Origin of the sequence: Guptibacillus sedimenti (assembly GCF_028610665.1) — a bacterium.
GTDB lineage: Bacteria > Bacillota > Bacilli > Bacillales > Guptibacillaceae > Guptibacillus > Guptibacillus sedimenti.
The window spans coordinates 113,551-133,385 of the sequence record NZ_JAQQWV010000003.1; the positions used below are offsets into that span (position 1 = coordinate 113,551).

The following is a 19,835-nucleotide window of genomic DNA, read 5'->3' on the forward strand; positions in this document are numbered from 1 at the left end:
ATATTATGTCATTATGGTTTACAGAGAAACAAACATCTTCATTCGGTATCACAGGAAAAGTCAATCGCACACTAGAAAGTGAACAGACAACTTTCCAAAAGCTAGATATGTTAGAAACTCAGCAATTCGGAAATATGTTGTTATTAGACGGTATGGTTATGACGTCAGAAAAAGATGAGTTTGTCTATCATGAAATGATTGCTCACGTACCATTGTTTACACATACTTCACCTAAAAATGTTCTAATCGTTGGCGGTGGTGACGGAGGAACAATTAGAGAAGTGCTTAAGCATAATAAAGTAGAAAAAGTAGCACAAGTTGAAATTGATGGGAAAGTAGTGGAATATTCGAAGAAACATTTACCTCATATTTCGTCTGGATATAGTGACCCAAGAGCTAAATTAATCATTGGAGATGGATTTGAACATATTATCAAAAGTGAAAATAAATATGATGTTATCTTGGTTGATTCTACTGAGCCTGTTGGTCCAGCTGCAGGTTTGTTTACAAAAGGTTTTTATGCAGGGATTGCAAAGGCTTTAAAAAAGGATGGTATTTTTGTAGCTCAAACGGATAATCCATGGTTTAAACCAGACCTAATTAAAAACGCTATACGTGATACGAAAGAAATCTTTCCAATTGCTCGTCTATACACTTGCAACATTCCCACTTACCCGAGTGGCATGTGGACATTTACTATGGGTTCAAAGGTTTACGATCCTTTAGAATTACCGATGGACAAAATTACCAATATAGATGTGGAATACTACACACCAGAAGTACATTATGCAAGTTTTGCATTACCTAAGTTTGTTAAAAGCTTATGTGAATAAAAGGTGAATTTATTAGATTATAGTTATGGAGTAGATAGTGCTCCTAATAATCCCTGTTGCAAGATTAAGAGCTAGGAGACTGATAAAACGATTGAGGGAATTAATAGGTTTCTTCCACTTCTAACTAACGACCGATAGTTAGGGGAGCTGTTAAAAAAACTTTTTCAATCAATTTGAAAACAGCCTAGCTTTCTGAAAAGTAACTTTATATTAAGTGATTGAAAAATTTGAATGGGCAGAGGGTGTTATGGAAGATGGGGAATATCATCTTAATGACTGTGAATTTCTGTATGGTTATAATAGGCATCTCTCTCCTTTTATTACTATACAGAGCATTAAGAGGGCCAACGGAAGCTGACAAAGCAGTTGCTTTAGATGCAATAGGCACAAGCATAATAGCTTTTTGTGGCTTGTTAGCTATTAAGTTATCCTCTACAGCCCTTAATGATGTCATATTACTTGTAGGAATATTATCATTTATCGGTACTGTAGCAACTGCAAAATTTATAGAAAAAGGAAAAATTATTGATAAGTAAGGGCGTGTGAAAAGTAGAGACCTTTTATTAAATCGGAGCTTATCTGTAGTAAGATAGGCTCCTTTTAACTGGAATTAAAGATTGGGTTACACGAATTTGTTTGAAATAACGGTGATGGTACTAGATATGAGCACTGGATTAATTTCATTGAATAATATAGCCCAGTCATAAGAATAATAGGCCGATTTATAATAGTTTTGGTTTGGAAACTAAGAGGCTTTCTGACAAACATGCTTTTAGAAAGAACTACGTTTAAACTATTAAATATTAATTTGAAATAATAAGGAACCAGGAGTATAGTCATGATTTAAATCTAGTATAAAGTGAAAGGCGGTATTCCATTAGTCACGACCTATTCAATAATAAGTGGTTCATGTGGATCATTTTTCAAAATATGAATTAAATTTACAATTAAGTGTGTTATCATTATTTCGTTATCAGAATATTTAGATATCGGAGGCGATGAGTTGAATAGTAAGTACATAGTTAACACGGCATTGTCTGGAGTTTTGGCATTTTCTATTATTCTTCCAGGACAGGTCCTCGCACATGATGAAATTGGAGATGTGAATATTGAAAAAGGAGAACGCGCGAATTATGATAATGTTGCAGCTCCGGTTCTTGAAGGTAGTAAAAACCTTAATTTCTTAAAAGAAGTGGCAGCACCAGAGATGGATATTGTTCGTGAAGACGGTAAGCAAAATTCCTTTGCTGATGTTTACGCTCACAAAGGATATGCCTATGTAGGCACGCATGTGCAGAACAATGGCAATGGCGGAGTTCGGGTGTTTGATTTGAAAGACCCTGCAAATCCAGAAGAGGTAGCGGTATTTGCAAATAACGATATTCCAGAAACATGGCAGGAGAAAGTAATTGTGAAATCCATTAGCACTCCTGAGTTTAAAGGTGATCTTGCAGTCGTTTCCGTTCAACAGCTAAATAAAAACAATCCCGATTCCAAAGGTGGATTTCTTTTATATGACGTAACGAATCCGGAAAACCCTAAAAAACTTGGCTTTTGGGAAGTGACTAAGAAAACAAGAGGAACACATGAGTTATACTTAACAACCCAAGGTAATCGCGCAATAGTCGTAGCTGCAAACCCTTATGCTGATTATTACAGTGATGGAGAAGAAAAAGACTTTCAAATTGTTGATGTGACAGATCCAACGAACCCAGAGACACTCTGGCAGTTTGATCCGAGAACACTTCCTGAGGTAGCAGACGATTTCAATGGCTATCACTGGAACTCACCGGATGGTAAAACTAGACCACTCTTTAACCACAGTACAATGGTAGATGAAACTGGAAAGTACGCATATGTCTCGATGTGGGATCTTGGCACAGTCATATTTGACATATCGAATCCAGAGGAACCTGAGTACCTTGGAAGAACTGATTTTGCATCTGATCAGCAGGGATCCGCTCACTCCTCGACCCTTGCAAAAGGTGGGACGGTATTAATTGAAACAAGAGAAGTCTATGACCCAGTTAAAGAAGGGTATGAAAATGCATATGGTTATACACGTATTTTTGATATAAAAGATAAGAGTAATCCAAAACTTTTGAGTGAATTTAAAACAGAGTTAACCTATGATATTCCAGAAGAAGACAATGTCACCTTTGCGAAAACAGTTCACGATCCAAAAGTCCATGGAAATACCCTTTATCTTTCTCACTATGCGGGAGGAGTTATAGCGGTAGACATTACAAATCCCTCTAAACCGACAGAAATTGCTCAATACACACCAGAGCAATCAGATGTGTGGGGTGTATTCGTGGATCGAAATTACATTCTAGCGTCAGACATCGGTAGTGGTTTAAAAGTGCTACAGAATAACGGGAATAAACAGAAAGATCAATCTGTTCCACAGTCCTAGATTGGTGGGGTAGGTTTATGTAACTTGTATATTACAAGAAGGGGAGAGGTAAGTAGTGGCATGCTACTGATCTATCCCCTTTTTTATTTATGAACGTTTAGCGATTTCGTTCTTCTACTAATTCTATACGAATATAAAAAATTAGTAGAACTTTCTCGATGATGATGGTGTTATAGAAAGAATGTCATAAAAGTCCATTTCCTTCATACAATGTACTTGGGGTGAAAAATATGCCGAGAGTTAAATACTCAAGTTCAGACGTTGATTTAATGGCTAGAATGATGAGAGCGGAAGCTGAAGGTGAAGGGAAGCAAGGAATGTTGTATGTAGGGAATGTCATTGTCAATCGTGCTAGCGCAGAATGTTTAGACTTTATCGGTCTGAGAACCATTCCTCAAGTCATCTATCAGGTGCAAGGAGGAAATTATTCTTTTGAAGCCGTCCAAAAAGGCAATGTCTTCTACAACAGAGCAAGGTCTGTTGAAAAACGATTAGCAAAAAAGAACTTGGATTATTGGAGAGAACATCCAGGGAAATATGCTCTTTGGTATTTCAATCCTTATGCTCCTTGTCCTCCTACCTGGTACGGGCAACCTTTTGCAGGTCAATATAAAAATCATTGTTATTATGAACCAGAAGCTGGCACATGTGCTAGTGTTTATAACTAAGATTAAGGATTTTTTCCTTTAACATGAAGAGGAGCCTATCTGAACGTAGATAGGCTCCTCTTGTTTGAGGAATATTTCTATATCTAACCCACCTCAGCTACTGACTAGAAAGCAAAAATGTAGAGGGATAATTTTGTTGAATTATTTTACCATAGGAAGCAAAAGTACTTTAAAAGTAAGTACTTTTTTTGATTTATTATTCCTGAGCAGGATCAACACACGGAATCGAGAAGAGATATAGTTGATGAGAAATTTATATTGAAAGGAAGGTTAGCCAATTGACACCAATCTTAAATCGAGTTAGTGCGGTCTTTATCCCAGTAAAAAACATCGAGGAAGCTAAAAAATGGTATTGTGATTTGCTTGGCCTCGAGGCAGATGGGGATATTATCGCTGGACACCTTTATATTGTTCCTATGAAGGGGACTGGACTTGTGCTTGATAGTAAAATTTTTTCGTCCGAAACCATATTCCAAACACCTGCGTTTCATTTTGATACGAATGACATTGAAGCTGCCTTTTCCTTTATGAAAGAAAAGGGGATTGAACTTGTGACGGAAATTGAAAACGGTCATTGGTTTAACTTTAAGGATCCTGACGGAAATGTATTAATGATTTGTGAGTGATTTTATAAATAATGAGAAAAGAGGCATACATCGTGAGAATAATGGGAGTGATCGGAGCATTTCTCATTTTGGTAGCATGCTCTAGTCATGAACCTAACGATCGTTCTGATGAGCATGTAGCTGAGGAAAATTATGATGAGGAAGCATTTATAGAAAATTTGGATGTTCCGTGGGAAATCACACGATCTGAAGAAACATTTTATTTAACGGAACGTTCTGGCATGGTGGCAAACGTTACGAATCGTTTGGAGAGGCAGTCTCTGCAACTTGCAAAAGCGATTCACAGCGAAGGAGAGGGTGGTCTTTTAGGTCTAGCATTATCAGTAGATTTTCCGGAATCGCAAACAGCTTTCCTCTATCATACTTACCTAGAAGATAATAAAACGCTGAATAGAGTTGTTAAGGTTGAGTTGAAAGAAGGGGTATGGACAGAAACGGACGAACTTCTTTCTAACATCCCTGGTTCACAGTTTCATAATGGTGGCAGAGTGAAATTAGGACCTGATGGCATGCTTTATATTACAACTGGCGATGCTGGTGAACCAGATTTAGCTCAGAATAAGGAAAGTTTAGCGGGTAAAATCCTTCGCATGGATCTAGAGGGAAATGTTCCAGAAGACAACCCATTTAAGGATTCCTATGTGTACTCGTATGGCCATCGAAATCCGCAGGGACTTGCCTGGGATGATGAAGGACAGCTTTTTAGCTCTGAGCATGGGCAGTCTGCACATGATGAAATCAACCAAATAGAACCAGGAAATAATTACGGCTGGCCTGTGATTGAAGGTGATGAAGTTGCTGATGGGATGACGCAGCCACTTTATCATTCTGGTAACGACACTTGGGCTCCGTCAGGAATGGTTTTTTGGAATGATCAATTGTATGTCGCTTGCTTACGAGGTGAGGCAATTCGGTCGTTTCAGCTTAAAGGACAGGGAACAACAGTTGTGAAAGAAGGAATTGGACGAGTTCGTTCATTATTTTTAGATGAGGAAAACTTATATGCGATTACGAATAATAAAGATGGTCGAGGGGATCCCGTTAAAGAAGATGATCGGATGATAAAGGTGAATGTGGAGTAGGATAACCTTATCATACTTTCTTACTGAGGTTATCGGCCAACTTGAAAACTTTTTCTATGTTACAATAATTTTTGTATGAATTCATTAACAAAGCAGGTGAATCAGAACTTTGGTAAATATGAAAGATGTAGCAAGAGAAGCTGGGGTAGGACTAGGTACTGTTTCACGAGTACTTAATAATAATGGCCTTGTTAAAGAAACAACGCGACGAAAAGTAGAACGAGCGATTGAAGCATTGAATTATAAGCAAAATGAAGTAGCTAGGAATTTTAAAATGCAGCAAAGTCAATCCATCGCTTTAATTGTACCTACAATCTGGCATCCGTTTTTTTCGAAATTTGCCTATCATGTTGAAAAGAAATTGTCTGATCTTGGCTATAAAATGATCCTTTGTAATACTCAAAATGAACGTGCGAAAGAAATAAGCTATATTTCGATGCTTGAAAAAAATAAAATAGATGGGTTAATTGCAATTACCTATAGTGCTGAACTTGATCAATATATTTCAAGTCACCTACCGATTGTAAGTATTGATCGACACTTTACGAAAGATGTCGTATTTGTCACGAGTGATAATAAGAAAGGTGGAGAGCTTGCAGCTAAAGAACTGATAAAACGGGGTTGTAAGCGCATTGCTTATTTAGGTAGTGTTTCAAACATTGAAAATGAATCGATGAAACGCCGGCTTGGATTTGAAACTCAGAGTTTAAGCAAAAATGTTGATCACTGTATTTACGAATTAAGAGAGCCTGTCACAGACATTGAAGCGGTTATCCAACGATTTTTAAAACAAAATCCTGATGTGGATGGATTTTTTACCATGAATGATAAGTGGGCGAAATTATTGTTGCGGTCCCTAAAAAATGTAGGAAGAAGAGTTCCTGAGGATGTGCAAGTGATTGGTTTTGATGGTGTTACTTCCAGTAAGGAAGATGAATTAACTTTTTCAACAATTATCCAACCTGTTGCTGAAATGGCTGAAAAAGCAGTAGAAGTGCTTATTAATCTAATTAAGGAACAGCCAGTTGAAAAGAAAAATGTTCTTCCAGTTACCTTTTTTGATGGAAATAGTACAAATAAAAAAAACACTTGACTCCCTAGTGTGTAAACGATATCATTTAGTTATTCAAAAGCGATTTCTAGAGTCGCTTTCATTTTTCACCCTAACTGGAAACGTTTCCAGTTAGGGGATTTAATCAGAAATTTTCTTTTTAGGACAAAGTGGAAACGTTTCCGCTTTTGTGAGGATAACGAATATGCTATTGGAGGGGTAGGATCATGGCGAAGAATCCTAAAACAGTTGCTCATTCTGTATTACAAGCATTAGGTGGAAAAGAGAATATTTATCGCATCTCTCACTGTGCAACAAGATTAAGGGTCGAGCTGGATGATGATACATTGCTTAAAAAAGAATCACTGGATTCAATTGAAGGCGTAAGCGGATATTTTTATCAAAGTGGGCAACATCAAATCATTCTTGGTACTGGTTTTGTAAATAAAGTTTATGCTGAACTTGAAAAAGCTGGAGTTACTGACAATCAAGACAGCTCTAATGAACCAAAAAATTCAAACAATTCTAAGATTCAACAACTAACAAAAACCTTTGCAGATATTTTTATACCTGTTATCCCTGTTCTCATTGCAACAGGTCTATTGATGGGACTTAGAGGATTACTTGTAAACGGTTTCGGAATGGAACTCTCCTCAACCATTTTAGTGCTGTCTCAAGTACTAACAGATACAGCGTTTACATTCATTCCGGTGTTAATTACTTGGTCTGCTATGAAGAAATTTGGAGGATCACCCGTCATTGGAATAGCCCTCGGCTTAATGCTAGTAGCGCCACAGTTACCGGATAAATGGGCTGTATCGTTCGGGGAAGTAGATCCGCTACTTCTTACAATATTAGGATTTGATATTCCAATAACAGGTATGCAAAGTTCGATTCTACCTGCTGTCTTTATGGGTTGGTTAGCTGCCAAAACGGAAAAAATAGCAAGAAAATACATTCCTGAGATGCTAGACCTTATTTTGACACCGTTTGTCACATTACTGTTTTCATTAATTCTTGGACTTGTTATCGTGGGCCCGGTGATTTTGGGGATAGAAAACTTACTTACTTCTGGCATCATGTATTTCTTTGAATTACCATTTGGGATCGGTGGATTTGTTTATGGAGGTACCATTCAGCTTTTAGCGATAACAGGTATGCACCATACGATTGTTCCGATAACCGTTAAGATGGTTGCAGAAACAGGATATGATTTAATCAATCCAATTGGTACGGCAGCAATCGCCGGTCAAGCTGGAGCAGCTCTTGCGGTCGTTATTCAGCAAAGAGATAAAATTAAGCGATCTAATATGTTAGGTTCTGTTATACCTGCTTTCTTTGGCATAACTGAGCCTGTGATGTTTGCGATTAACTTACCGAAAGTAAAGCCATTTATTTACGGTTGTTTAGGTGGCGCAGTCGGCGGTGGGTTTGCTTCGATTTTGGGCATCGCTGCTGCGGGTACTGGTTCGACGATGTTACCAGGATTGTTATTGTATATAGGCGATGGTTTCTTTCAATACATTCTTGTGATTCTAGTTGCATTGGCCACTTCGTTTCTCGTTACGTTCATTGCTTATCGTGAAAAGCCGTCTGCGGAACAACCTGTATTAAATTTAAATATTAAACATGGCTAATGTTCATTTTCTTAAGGTTTAACAGAAGGGAAGCTTTACATGATTGATTACATTGATTTTTCTAACCGCCAGAATCGTTTTGTTACATTGTCAGATGTTTCGAATGACTATCTAAGTACGATTGAAAAAATTGCAAAAGAGGATCCGTATTATCCGAGTTATCATATAGCACCTCATCATGGGTTAATGAATGATCCAAATGGATTAGCTTTTTTTAGAGGAGAACACCATATCTTCTATCAATGGTTCCCATTAGGACCTGTTCATGGATTGAAGCATTGGTATCATGTTTCAACGAAAGATTTCATCCATTTTAAAGATCACGGTATCGCTCTATATCCAGATCAGTTATATGATTCTCACGGGTGTCACTCAGGATCCGCTTTTGTTGAAGGGGATAAGATGCACCTGTTCTATACAGGAAATCATCTAACTGAAGAGAGTGTAGCCATACCAAGTCAAGTGTATGGATTCTTAAATGAAGATCAAACGATATCGAAGGAAAACGTGATAATAGAAGGGACGCCTGCAGAATTCAGCAATAATTTTAGAGATCCGATTGTTTTTAAACGAGACAAGAAATACTATATGCTTGTGGGTGGTGAAACAAGTAAGAATAAAGGCGCAATTGCTCTTTATTCAGGAGACCAACCAAATGAAATGACGTATCATGGCATTCTCCAGACGAATTTTAAGGATGCAGGGTATATGTGGGAGTGCCCCAACTATTTTGAACAAAATAATTGCGGTGTTCTTATCTTTTCTCCTCAAGGGGAGTTGAATAAAGATAAGTATCAGTATAACAATGTATTTTCGGTGGTGTATTGTATTAGTGATGTATTAGATGTTGCTAAGAGTAAACTGAATGCCTACGAATATATCGAATTAGACAAAGGGTTTGATTTCTATGCTCCACAAACTTATGAGGATGCATGTGGAAGAAGGATTCTAATTGGCTGGTTAGGCAATTCAAAGAGCATCTATCCGACAGACCAAAATATGTGGGCTCACATGTTAACGTTGCCGAGAGAAGTTAAGATTGAGGGGAATCGTTTAGTACAACAGCCTCTTCAAGAGCTAAGAGAGCTGAGGGCAAAGGGGCAGGATCTGCAAACGAATCACCAATTAACTTCCCGTTCATTTGAAATGGTCATTGAAGTCGACCAAGAATTTGAAATTGTGTTTAGAAATGAAGATAATGAAACCGTGGTTTTCTCTTCAAATGGAGAAGAGTATTGTCTTGATCGATCAAAGATGACCCAAGTTTATGCTGAAGAATATGGTACAAAAAGATATGCATTAAGAAAACAAAAAGAGAAGCATCAAATTCGTCTTTTTATAGATTCCTCAAGCATTGAAATATTTTGTGATCATGGCGAAACTGTGTTTACGAGTCGAATGTTTATAAAAGGCATGAATGTCGTATGTTGCCACGGTGTTACAGGTGACTTATATCCTTTAAATCAAATTGTAAAAGATACAAAACCAGATTTTAATATATGAAAAAAGTGCTGGAACTCCCAGCACTTTTTTTTATCTTTATAGAAAGTGATTCGTCATTTAGTATGCTAAGGCAAACAAACCTTTAATGTGTGAAAGGTAACGAACGTTACTTGCTTCTTTCATCACAGATGCAGGAAGTCCTTTAAGAGAAGTTGAGTTGCCTCCGATTTGAGCAACTGCATCCTTACGTCCAAGACTTGCTAATGTACCTGAGTTAACGGGTTCAAATTCTTTGTAGTCTTTATCATAAAGGTAAGCATATAAGTTATACCCGATTAAGTCACCCATCTGCCATGCAATTTGAGCTGTCGGTGGTTGAGGACGCTCATCTCCTGGTTTGAAGTAAACAGCACTGTCTCCAGCTACGAATACATTCTCATGTGAAGTGGATTGAAGGTAATTGTTCACCGTTGCACGGCCGCGATTGACTTCAATTCCGCATTCGCCAACGAGTGGGTTACCTTGTACGCCACCTGTCCAAACGAATGTGTTTGTTACGATCTTTTGACCGTCTTTTAGTTCAACGACGTTACCTTCAACATTTGTAACAGGAAGGTTCGTTAGGAATTCAACGCCGCGCTTTTCAAGACTTGTCATTGCACGGTTAATCAATTCGTCCGGAAGCATTGGGAGAATTTTTGGCATTGCTTCAACAAGCTTCAGTTTAATTTTAGCAGGATCTACGCCATATTTACGAGCAAGCTTCGGTGTTTCATCCGCTAGTTCGCCAACGAGCTCAGTTCCTGTAAGACCGCCACCACCAATAAGAATGGTAGCGTCCGCTTCGTCACCTGATGCTGCAAAGCTCTTAATGCGTTCTTCCACATGAGCGTGGATACGGTTTGCATCTTCAGCAGACTTCAAAACCATGCTGTTTTCTTCAAGTCCTGGAATGCCGAAGTAAGCTGTTTTACTACCAAGTGCAACGACTAGTGCATCGTAAGAAAGTGTAGAGCCATCTGAAAGCTTCACTTCTTTGTTATCAACAGAAAAAGAATCAACCGTTGCTACTTTAAGGTTAATGTCATTTCCTTTTAATAACTTGTCGAGTGGAAGTGCAGCAGCCTCTGTAGAGATGTTACCAGCAGCTAGACGGTGCAATTCAGTAATGATTTGGTGTGTTGGCGTTTTGTTGATTAATGTAACAGTTGCTTCTGATTCGTTTAAGTATTGACGTACGGATAAAGCAGAAAGAAGCCCACCATAACCTGCGCCCAAAATGACTATTTGTTTTGACATGATTGTTCCTCCATTTCTAGCAGATCAGTATTATTTTTGGTTACTTTTTTCGCCTGAAACTTTAAGATAGGCATTTACAAATCTGAAAAGTTTTTGAGCTTGTGGATCTTTGAGCATTTTCAAAAGTCCGAAAAGGCCAATAACTTCAGAGCTTTTTTCTGCTTCATCCTTTGCTTCAATAGCATTAGCAGCAACGTCTTTTACTGAATTTTTGACAGGGTGAAGAATTTCAGACATGAATTCGACAGTATCATTTTTTAATACATCATCTGTTGCGAGAGCTTGTACGGTATCATATGATTTAGACATCATGTTGACAAGTTCTGTTACTTTAGGTAGTTCCTTTACTAGTACGCTTAGTGACTCCTGAACTTTAGGATCTAAAAGCTGATCAAGCAGTTCGCGCTCGTCTTGAGTAGGAACACGTTTTTCGCCTGTTTCGGTTGTGATTGATTCTGACATAGTCACTTCTCCTTCTTTTAAGCAATTACGCTTGTTTGTTCTATCGTAAGGCAAAACCATGTTAAGGTATTCAAAAGCCTGATTATATGTATAAGGCACTAATCAAGCGACAGAAGAAAAATGGGACGTAATTCATTGTGTTTTTCTTTTAAAGTGTCCATCATCCAGTTATCTTTTATACCTACTCTAATAGGTTAAATTATCCTTGATTGAATTTCAATGCATAGCCTTCCACTTAACCGCTTACATCAATAATTTCGTTAAAATTACTGCTACTAGTGGTTTTTTGAAGGAGTAAAATGGAGGTAATGGTAAAAAATGATAGGTGAAAATATGAGAATCGATGAAATCAAAACACAGATATTTCAATTGGAAAAGGAGTTGCTCACGCCTCAAGTAAGGGAGAATTCATTGAAGTTAAATTCAATACTCGCAGCTGATTTCTTTGAGTTTGGAAGTTCGGGCACGATTTGGAGTAAAAAGGATGCGGTAGAAGGAGGCCTTTCGCTAAGAGAAATGACGTTATCTGATTTTGACATTCACCCTTTAGCAAAAGATGTGATGCTTGCTACATATCGCGTTCATGATAAAACGAGAAATCAACAAACGCTTCGAAGTTCGATATGGAGAAAAAATGGCGATCAATGGCAACTGTTCTTTCATCAGGGAACATTAGCTAAGTAATGAGATGATTTTCACTGCTAATGAAACCTAATTTTTTCTGATTCGTATAAAAGCTAAGCATGAAAGATGATCTGTTTTGAGCCTATCGTATGTTTGGGAAATTAAGGGAGGAATACAAATGAAGAAAATAGCGATCGTTTTTGTTACAACAATCTTATTTCTCGGCGGCTGTTCATTTCTCGAGAATGTGAACAGTACGCTAAACTATGTCGATGAGGCACGTGAATACGCTAGTGAGGCGAGCGATTTTGCCACTGAAGCTCCTACTTTAGCCAAACAGGCGATTAATGATGAACAGGCATTGAATGAATTTGAAAGTCGACTTGAAGAGATGAAGAAAGAGATACAGGAATTTAACGAGTTAGAAGCGCCGAAAGTTGGAGCGGAACTCCACCAGAACATTGTTGATCGAAATGAAAAAGCTTTGAATACAATTGATCAATTTTTAAAGAATATGGAAGATGGGAATTTGGATCCTTCGATGGTTGAAAATACGAAGTCATTTCAAACTTTAACAGAGATTAATGATGTTATTGATCAGATTAATCAGTTAAGTGAATAAGAACAGCTAGTGAGGCATGGGAGTTGGATCCCCTTTGCCTCTTTTTAATTAATTGAAACATATATAATCTACTAAGTGTGCTAAACGATTTTTAATAAAGAATAATATTCTACATAATGATATTATGGTAAACTAATAGAGGAGTACATTGAAAATTGTTTGCAGGGAAGGATTACGATTTATGATTAGAGGGCAAAGAGAATGTTCATTTACTTGGAAAGCGTTTGAAAGATCGGTGTTTAGCATAAATAAGCTCGTTCAAAAAGCAAATAGTGATACAAAAAAGACAGATGAAAGTTAACTTTCATCTGTCTTTTATACTAAGCCTGCTTGAAAATACCAAAAGGCTTTCCGACAGGTAGTGTCACCTTGCCGAAATGGGTATTTAATACGCTAGCAGCTGAACCGTAGAAACTCAAGATTGCAATACAGAACTCAGCAATAGCGGCTAAGAAGTGCATTCCTTCAGGGAAAATTCCTAAAGTAGAGAATGTAAGCCCGATAAATAAGAAGTCAATAAAGACAAAAATAAAGAAAAGAACTTTATGTGTTTCCATCGCACCCACTGTCATAAAGACACTGAAGATTAAATATCCGACATATGCAATGCCTAATTGTTTTGGATCAACAGCTGCCGCTGCTGCATCGCCGAAAACACCGAATTGAATTAACCAGGATGTTCCGACACCTAGCCAAAATAGACCAAAAGCTGCGAAGGCAGTCGTTCCAAACGTGTTATTGTGTTTGGCATCGAGGAAACTAGCAATAAGCTGAGCAATACCTCCTAGAAAAATTGCCCATGGTAGGACAAAGGATACGCCGTCTGTCCAACCTAGTTTAGCTGATGATGCAACAAGCGTAACCATTGCAAGACCAAACAGTCCAATAGCCGATGGATCTGCAGTTACCATTTGCACGCGCTGCGTGTTTTGTGTTTGATTCATGATGAGACCTCCTAATAAACATACTTGATTAATTTACGTGAAAAAGACATCAGTTGCAATAGTAAATTCACTAATCGTAATCGAGAAGACAAAGTCTTGAAAACTAAAATGGTGCTATTGTATGTTTGGTATCGTTTACAAAAAACAGTGAATAAAGGATATCTTTTTTTGAGAGAAGCAGTTGAAAATTACTGCAATGCGATGAAAGATAAGATAGTTATGAAGAAAAACATCTTTTACTGAATTTTTTCATCTTTCTGTACTATAAAGCTTTAATTCAATAGAGTTTGGCAGTACAATAGATAGATAGTAAGCTGCCTTCAAGTGGAAGGAGCACAAGTTATGAATATTATTTTAAATGAGTAAGGAGTCCTGGCCATGAGTACAGATTTAGAAATTGTTAAAAGTACGAATTTAAAAGCGAAGCCTGAAAAGGATCAGATCCCTTTTGGAAGAACGTTTACCGATCATATGTTTGTAATGGATTATGAAACCGATAAAGGGTGGTTTGAGCCACGCATCATTCCTTATGAGCCTATTACTCTTGATCCTGCTGCGATGATTTTTCACTACGGTCAAACGGTTTTTGAAGGTTTAAAAGCCTATCGTTCTGACGATCGTATCCTTTTATTTAGACCGGAGAAAAATCTGCAGCGCTTGAATCTTTCAAGCGACCGATTGAGCATTCCTCCAATTGATGAAGAACGTGTGATGGGTTACTTAAAAGAATTGATTCACATTGAGCAAGATTGGGTACCATCAACGCCGGGAACATCGCTTTATGTACGCCCATATATTATTGCAACAGAGCCAAATTTATCTGTTGCTCCTTCAAATACGTACAAACTATTGATCATTCTTTCACCAGTTGGCTCTTATTTTTCTGGTGGCTTAACACCAGTGAAAATTAGCGTAGAAGATAAATTCACTAGAGCTGTTAAAGGCGGAACAGGAATGGCAAAAACGGCCGGAAACTATTCATCCGCTTATCAAGCGCAGGCAAAAGCCTATAAAGACGGAAATGCAGATGTTCTTTGGCTTGACGGAGTTGAAAAGCGTTATATTGAAGAAGTGGGGAGCATGAATATCTTCTTTAAGATTAATGGAGAAGTTGTTACGCCAGAATTAAACGGTAGCATTCTCCACGGCATTACAAGAATGTCCGTTATTGAATTGTTAAAGAAATGGGATATTAGAGTCACTGAAAGAAAGGTATCTATTGAAGAACTGTATGAGCTGTCGCAAAAGGGAGAGCTTGAAGAAGCGTTTGGTACTGGAACGGCTGCCGTCATCTCACCAGTAGGAGAACTCAACTGGCAAGGTAAGAAAATGGTTATTAATCATCATGAAATTGGAGAGCTTTCTCAGAAATTGTATGACACCATTACAGGGATCCAAACAGGGAAGTTAGAAGATACACAAAATTGGACAGTATCCGTAAAATAGCAAGTAAAAGGCTCTCTCATTCGTTTGAGAGAGCCTTTTGTTACGGTTTCAGAATAAGATGCTTCGCATTTTCTTCATAGCCGCTCATCTTCGTTTCGTGGTAACGTCCATTTACCCAATCATCAATTTGATTGTCGTACCATTCACTAAATACGTAACCAGATTGACCAGGGGATATGACGTTATAGCTTGTTTCCATATTGGCTAAATCCGTGACGCCTCGCCAGGGGGCTCCGTGGTTAACCGTACCGGTTGATGAATTCCAGCCTGCAGCACCAACTGTTACGCGGCTACCGCCCATCGCGTTCACTTCTGGATTGAAGAGAAGATGTAAAGGTTTTATCGCTCCAAGAGGATGTTCAAATGGTACGGAATGGAACGTTCCCCAAGCCCATTTTTTAGGTGTTTGTCCTTGTAATGAAACGGCACGATCAACCGCAGCTTGATAGGATTTCGTTACTACGGATTGAAATCCCCCAGACTTCTCCATCCAAGGTCCAGCTTCACCATTTACTGCCCGTCTAATGAGCTGATCAATGACTTGACTCTTCCCATCAAAAAGGGGCATCATTTCTTTGTCAATCTTTCCATCAAATAGCACCTTTTCCATCTCCACTAACCATAGATGAAAGAGGAGGGGAGCAGCTTCATCTCTACCATCAATATAGTTCCACTCTTGAAGAAGCGAGAGAGCGTCTTTTTCAACTGAGGTCAAGTTTTCTCGATGAAGTTCCTTTGTTAATAGGGGAGTGAGCTCCTTTCCCTGTAAATTCACGAAATCATTTTGAAGGTTCATCATATCTTGAGCCTCAAGGTTATTTCCGTCAATTAATACTTCTCGAATACGTTCCTGACGATAAGGTTGAGCCCACGTATGGGTGATGTGATAGGGGTAGTCATCTGTTGTAATTTTATTATTTGCGGTAGAAATGAACCCTTCATCCGGATTTACGATTGTCGGAAGTTCTTCCCAGGGAACATAACCTTCCCATTCATAGTCATCGTTCCAACCGGGGACTGGCAGCATGCTATCGCCATTTTTACGAATTGGAATGAGTCCATTTGCTCGGTAAGCAATCGTTCCGTCAGTGGAAGCAAACACAAAATTTTGAGCTGGCGTATGAAAAGAAGTGAGCGCTTCCTTAAATTCTTCCCAGTTAGACGCTTAATCGATCTTAAGAACAGCTTCCAATTCGGTTGAAGGATCTAATGCAGTCCACTTGAGGGATAAAGCTGTATCTGGTTGATCATCATGGGCAAATTCAGAAAGAATTGGACCGTGGCGTGTAATCACAACCTCGTAGGGAATCGGTTCACTGTCTTTAACGGGTATCCTTTCGTCAAGAACTTCTGCTTCCTCCCATGAATCATTATATTGAAATTCATTGGGATTAGCGGGGTTTCTTTTTTCAATATAGAGATCCTGAACATCTGGTCCTACATTTGTAACCCCCCAGGCGATCGAGTCGTTTCGTCCCACGATAATTCCAGGAACGCCTGCAAAAATAACGCCACTAACGTGATAATCTGGAGAATTTAAATGTGTTTCGTACCAGATAGGAGGCGTACCAAGTCCAAGATGCGGATCGTTGGCTAGAAGAGGCTTTCCGGAAGCGGTTTTTTCGCCTGATACGACCCAATTATTACTTCCATTAAATGGATCTGGGATAACCGCTTTAGCAAAACTTTTTGAGATATCTAACTGACTTTCTTTCATTTCTTGAATAACAGTAGACCCTTTATCAGGATAGCTCGGAAACAAATCCATTGCTTCTTCTTCTGAGAAATTCTGAAGAAGGTAGTAGCGAAATGCCTGACCTTCCCAATGGCCGCCTAAATCAAACGCCATATACTTTCCAATTGTAAGAGAGTCAAGTGGTGTCCATGCATTTGGTTCATAACCCGCAAGTGTAAATTCAATTGGCAGTGAATTCTCCGCTTTTGTTTGTGTCATATAGGCGTTGACACCATCTGCATACCACTCGAGTATTTGCTTTGCCTCATCAGAGTAGGCGTTATAAGAATCTTCTGCAGCCCTTCTTAAGCCTAGCGTACGAAAAAACTTGTCATTGTCGATCGTGGACTCACCAATGACTTCACTCAGTGTTCCAGAAGCTTGACGACGACTTAGGTCCATTTGAAACATGCGGTCCTGAGCTGTCACAAATCCTTGAGCCATAAACAGATCCTTTGTAGATGAGGCTTCAATATGAGGAACGCCTGAACGATCTCGATAAATGGAAACAGGACCTTCTAAGCCTGATAAAGTGATTTCTCCATTTGTTTCAGGAGCTGTTCTCTGCACAAGCCAAAAACTGATGGCTAAAGCAATAATCATTAGTAATAAGATACTTCCAGTAAGGTAATACGGCCACTTCCTCTTCTGTAACTTAGGCTGTTTTACAGGTGTAACAACCGTATTCATAACTTCCCCCATTTCGTTTTAACTATATATTACCATAATACCTCATAATGATAACGCTTTCTTTCGTGCTTGGAAATAAATCAAAACAGACTAAAGTAGCCTGCTAGTTTAGATCACGTCATAATTCGAGAAAAGCGAATAATCCATTTCAAAACATTACAACAAACGAGTGCTATTGTAGATTAACGCTATTTCCTGAGAGACTCTGACTGTTTTTAAGAACCTTTGTCATCTTGCAGGAAAATAGTTAGATGGGCATGGAATACCTTTATTAAATCAACGGGGAGGAATGATGAAAATGAATAATACAATGATGATTTCCAGGGTGGCTTCCATGTTGAATGTGTCTCGTCATACATTGAAATTATGGGAAGAGCAGTTTGCGCCATTTCTAACGATTCCACGTGATGAAAACAATGCCCGTACGTATACAATTGGCGATATTGAAGTCCTTCAATTAATTAAAAACATGAAAGAAAGTCATGCTGCTGATGAAGTCATTATCAATACGTTAGAACTACAAGGTAAGGAAGCAGAAAAAGCGCCTCCTAGCGAACCTATTGAGCAGGTAGATATTCAGACTTCCTTATCCAAAATAGTTTCTTTTGTTGAATCGGAAGAGGTTAAAAAACTTCTTAGTATGGATGAAACCGTTAAGCGTTTGGAAAAAGATATCGTTCATCAAGTTCATGAAATTGTTCATGAAGAAATCGCTACTGCTTCAGACGCGCACGCATCCATTAACCAAATGGAATTAAATGCGATTGGTAAGAAAATTGATCACTTAGCTGATGTCTCAGTGGATGAACGTGAATTCTATCAATTTGAAGTAACAAAAGAAAGACAAATTGCTGATGAACAGATGTCGGCGCGAGAAGAAAGACTAATGGCGGTTGTGCAGGATCGTTTCCGGGACGAAAGCAGAGCACATGATCCGAAGTGGGGCGTTACGAAAATCAAAAATATTTTCGGTTTTGCTAAATAAAGAATTAGAGTAGAGAGAAATTCGAATGGGGGAAGATGAAATGGATCAAGCGAAAGTGATGTTTTCCATAATCAGTCTCCTCGTTGCTGCAACATTCGCGGCTCTCTATATTTATATTTTCTCACTTCACACCGAGGTAAATGGGACAAACGTTAAGGAGAATGAGTATCAAGTATCTGCCGCTTCTTTCCCAGCAGAATACGAGCAAGTAGAAGAATTCGTTGCGGATTTTCATGCTTTTTACAATCGAACAACGGGCTACGGGATGATTGACCGTCCTATGGATCTAGAAGCACAGGAGCGTCAAGCCACTGCTTCCGTAGCCTATATTGATGTATTTTTAGAAAACGGGGTAGCTCATGAAGATCTAAAAAAAGACTTAATGTCCATAAAGGAACTTTCTAGCCAAACCCTTACGACAACTGAGGTTCGAGCGCTACATCGGTACTTTCATGATCTCGACAAAGCTCTGAACAACTATGATCATGAGGATACGTTTGGAGTAACCGAAACCTTTGGGGATCATTAAGATGAGGAGCTTCTCTGATTTTCTATAAACAAAAGCGATATCAATCAGAGATGAGATATCGCTTTTGTGGCGTTAAGACAACGTTTCTATCAATATAAGAAGGGAGGCGATGTTTTGATTACTACCAAAGCAAAATTCGTTTTGCTTGGTCTAGCGACGATAGCGAGTCTTGCCATTACAATCTATGTCCTTTTTTCAATTAACGAACGCGCTCTCTCTGTTAGTAAGGAATGGATTGCGCCTCCGAAAGAGGATCGACCAGATTACGGGGATGAGGATATTGAACAAATTGCGTCAGCAATTTCGAATGATCTCACATATGACAATGTGAATGCTTTTGTTGCTTCGACACATGCGTTTTACAATCAAACGACTGGATTTGGTGAAATATCAAAGCTCAATCATACGGATCAAACTGATAAAGCGATTGAAATAGTGTCAGTCATTAATACTTATTCCAAAGAGGAAAATGAACAGCTAAATCAGGACCTACAGGACATTAAATTCATTGCCTTACACTATATTGAACATGGCACTACACGAGATGTTCAAAAACTTCATCGTTATTTCCATGACCTAGATATCGGATTAAATGGATATGGGGCATACGATAAGGTTTGGGGCGTTACAGCTGTACTTGGTAATGGAGAGAAGGCTCGCTAACGAGAAAAGGATCATTGCTGAAAGCAAGTCCTTTTTTTGTTTAGGTATGTAAATGAACGGAAGGAAAAATGTTGAGGTTT

The 19,835-nt window shown here is 38.6% G+C and carries 18 protein-coding genes and 1 pseudogene; 15 read left to right on the plus strand and 4 right to left on the minus strand.

Annotation, left to right across the window (positions count from 1 at the left end; all coding sequences use genetic code 11):
* Positions 1–5 precede the first annotated feature (5 nt).
* From speE to PQ578_RS15140, 9 genes are all read left to right on the plus strand, one after another.
* Entirely contained in the window at positions 6–833 is an 828-nt protein-coding gene (speE, locus tag PQ578_RS15100; protein ID WP_273835174.1) for a polyamine aminopropyltransferase, read from the plus strand.
* 254 nt (positions 834–1,087) lie between these two features.
* Positions 1,088–1,369, plus strand: coding sequence for a monovalent cation/H+ antiporter complex subunit F (locus tag PQ578_RS15105; RefSeq protein ID WP_273835175.1), 282 nt, complete (start codon positions 1,088–1,090; stop codon positions 1,367–1,369).
* Between the two features lie 467 nt (positions 1,370–1,836).
* A complete protein-coding gene (locus PQ578_RS15110; RefSeq protein ID WP_273835176.1) occupies positions 1,837–3,249 on the plus strand; it encodes an LVIVD repeat-containing protein in 1,413 nt (470 codons plus the stop codon).
* Between the two features lie 230 nt (positions 3,250–3,479).
* Positions 3,480–3,917 carry a cell wall hydrolase gene (locus PQ578_RS15115; protein WP_273835177.1) on the plus strand — a complete coding sequence of 146 codons (438 nt, stop codon included), beginning with the start codon at positions 3,480–3,482 and terminating at the stop codon, positions 3,915–3,917.
* Positions 3,918–4,195: 278 nt separating this feature from the next.
* The gene (locus tag PQ578_RS15120) at positions 4,196–4,543 is read left to right on the plus strand and encodes a VOC family protein (protein ID WP_273835178.1); all 348 of its coding nucleotides are present in this window, start codon (positions 4,196–4,198) and stop codon (positions 4,541–4,543) included.
* Positions 4,544–4,584: 41 nt separating this feature from the next.
* Positions 4,585–5,625: a PQQ-dependent sugar dehydrogenase gene (locus PQ578_RS15125; RefSeq protein WP_273835521.1), complete on the plus strand. Its 1,041-nt coding sequence runs from the start codon at positions 4,585–4,587 to the stop codon at positions 5,623–5,625.
* Between the two features lie 118 nt (positions 5,626–5,743).
* On the plus strand, positions 5,744–6,718 hold the full coding sequence (locus PQ578_RS15130) for a LacI family DNA-binding transcriptional regulator (protein ID WP_273835522.1): 975 nt from the start codon (positions 5,744–5,746) through the stop codon (positions 6,716–6,718).
* 185 nt (positions 6,719–6,903) lie between these two features.
* Complete coding sequence (locus PQ578_RS15135; protein ID WP_273835179.1) at positions 6,904–8,313, plus strand: PTS transporter subunit EIIC; 1,410 nt, start codon at positions 6,904–6,906, stop codon at positions 8,311–8,313.
* A 39-nt stretch (positions 8,314–8,352) separates the two neighbouring features.
* Positions 8,353–9,816 (plus strand): sucrose-6-phosphate hydrolase, encoded by a 1,464-nt coding sequence (locus tag PQ578_RS15140; RefSeq protein ID WP_273835180.1) that lies wholly within the window; start codon positions 8,353–8,355, stop codon positions 9,814–9,816.
* Positions 9,817–9,873: 57 nt separating this feature from the next.
* On the opposite strand, the gene PQ578_RS15145 is transcribed toward PQ578_RS15140, so the two are convergent.
* Positions 9,874–11,055 carry an NAD(P)/FAD-dependent oxidoreductase gene (locus PQ578_RS15145; protein WP_098443838.1) on the minus strand — a complete coding sequence of 394 codons (1,182 nt, stop codon included), beginning with the start codon at positions 11,053–11,055 and terminating at the stop codon, positions 9,874–9,876.
* Positions 11,056–11,085: 30 nt separating this feature from the next.
* Positions 11,086–11,517, minus strand: a complete 432-nt coding sequence (locus PQ578_RS15150) for a helical membrane plugin domain-containing protein (protein ID WP_159782750.1) — start codon at positions 11,515–11,517, stop codon at positions 11,086–11,088.
* A gap of 333 nt (positions 11,518–11,850) precedes the next feature.
* Here PQ578_RS15150 and PQ578_RS15155 point away from each other — a divergent pair, with 333 nt between their 5' ends.
* Positions 11,851–12,201: a nuclear transport factor 2 family protein gene (locus PQ578_RS15155; protein ID WP_273835523.1), complete on the plus strand. Its 351-nt coding sequence runs from the start codon at positions 11,851–11,853 to the stop codon at positions 12,199–12,201.
* A gap of 118 nt (positions 12,202–12,319) precedes the next feature.
* A complete protein-coding gene (locus PQ578_RS15160) occupies positions 12,320–12,763 on the plus strand; it encodes a DUF6376 family protein (protein ID WP_273835182.1) in 444 nt (147 codons plus the stop codon).
* A gap of 320 nt (positions 12,764–13,083) precedes the next feature.
* Here PQ578_RS15160 and PQ578_RS15165 read toward each other — a convergent pair whose 3' ends face one another.
* Positions 13,084–13,707 (minus strand): acetate uptake transporter, encoded by a 624-nt coding sequence (locus tag PQ578_RS15165; protein ID WP_202407228.1) that lies wholly within the window; start codon positions 13,705–13,707, stop codon positions 13,084–13,086.
* Positions 13,708–14,085: 378 nt separating this feature from the next.
* Here PQ578_RS15165 and PQ578_RS15170 point away from each other — a divergent pair, with 378 nt between their 5' ends.
* Positions 14,086–15,153, plus strand: a complete 1,068-nt coding sequence (locus tag PQ578_RS15170; RefSeq protein WP_273835183.1) for a branched-chain amino acid aminotransferase — start codon at positions 14,086–14,088, stop codon at positions 15,151–15,153.
* A gap of 40 nt (positions 15,154–15,193) precedes the next feature.
* Here PQ578_RS15170 and PQ578_RS15175 read toward each other — a convergent pair.
* Positions 15,194–17,578: pseudogene (locus PQ578_RS15175) on the minus strand (penicillin acylase family protein).
* 298 nt (positions 17,579–17,876) lie between these two features.
* On the opposite strand from PQ578_RS15175, the gene PQ578_RS15180 reads away from it, so the two are divergent.
* The 3 genes from PQ578_RS15180 (at position 17,877) to PQ578_RS15190 (ending at position 19,755) form a co-directional block, all read left to right on the plus strand.
* Positions 17,877–18,563, plus strand: a complete 687-nt coding sequence (locus PQ578_RS15180; protein ID WP_273835184.1) for a MerR family transcriptional regulator — start codon at positions 17,877–17,879, stop codon at positions 18,561–18,563.
* A gap of 40 nt (positions 18,564–18,603) precedes the next feature.
* Complete coding sequence (locus PQ578_RS15185; RefSeq protein WP_273835185.1) at positions 18,604–19,092, plus strand: hypothetical protein; 489 nt, start codon at positions 18,604–18,606, stop codon at positions 19,090–19,092.
* 114 nt (positions 19,093–19,206) lie between these two features.
* Complete coding sequence (locus PQ578_RS15190) at positions 19,207–19,755, plus strand: hypothetical protein (protein ID WP_273835186.1); 549 nt, start codon at positions 19,207–19,209, stop codon at positions 19,753–19,755.
* The last annotated feature ends 80 nt before the right edge of the window (positions 19,756–19,835 follow it).

Coding starts and splice junctions, on each gene's coding strand:
- speE (WP_273835174.1), top strand. CDS start 6: ATGTCATTATGGTTTACAGAGAAACAAACATCTTCATTCGGTATCACA.
- PQ578_RS15155 (WP_273835523.1), top strand. CDS start 11,851: ATGAGAATCGATGAAATCAAAACACAGATATTTCAATTGGAAAAGGAG.
- PQ578_RS15185 (WP_273835185.1), top strand. CDS start 18,604: ATGGATCAAGCGAAAGTGATGTTTTCCATAATCAGTCTCCTCGTTGCT.
- PQ578_RS15115 (WP_273835177.1), top strand. CDS start 3,480: ATGCCGAGAGTTAAATACTCAAGTTCAGACGTTGATTTAATGGCTAGA.
- PQ578_RS15135 (WP_273835179.1), top strand. CDS start 6,904: ATGGCGAAGAATCCTAAAACAGTTGCTCATTCTGTATTACAAGCATTA.
- PQ578_RS15165 (WP_202407228.1), bottom strand. CDS start 13,707: ATGAATCAAACACAAAACACGCAGCGCGTGCAAATGGTAACTGCAGAT.
- PQ578_RS15130 (WP_273835522.1), top strand. CDS start 5,744: ATGAAAGATGTAGCAAGAGAAGCTGGGGTAGGACTAGGTACTGTTTCA.
- PQ578_RS15160 (WP_273835182.1), top strand. CDS start 12,320: ATGAAGAAAATAGCGATCGTTTTTGTTACAACAATCTTATTTCTCGGC.
- PQ578_RS15140 (WP_273835180.1), top strand. CDS start 8,353: ATGATTGATTACATTGATTTTTCTAACCGCCAGAATCGTTTTGTTACA.
- PQ578_RS15180 (WP_273835184.1), top strand. CDS start 17,877: ATGAATAATACAATGATGATTTCCAGGGTGGCTTCCATGTTGAATGTG.
- PQ578_RS15170 (WP_273835183.1), top strand. CDS start 14,086: ATGAGTACAGATTTAGAAATTGTTAAAAGTACGAATTTAAAAGCGAAG.
- PQ578_RS15145 (WP_098443838.1), bottom strand. CDS start 11,055: ATGTCAAAACAAATAGTCATTTTGGGCGCAGGTTATGGTGGGCTTCTT.
- PQ578_RS15105 (WP_273835175.1), top strand. CDS start 1,088: ATGGGGAATATCATCTTAATGACTGTGAATTTCTGTATGGTTATAATA.
- PQ578_RS15150 (WP_159782750.1), bottom strand. CDS start 11,517: ATGTCAGAATCAATCACAACCGAAACAGGCGAAAAACGTGTTCCTACT.
- PQ578_RS15125 (WP_273835521.1), top strand. CDS start 4,585: ATGGGAGTGATCGGAGCATTTCTCATTTTGGTAGCATGCTCTAGTCAT.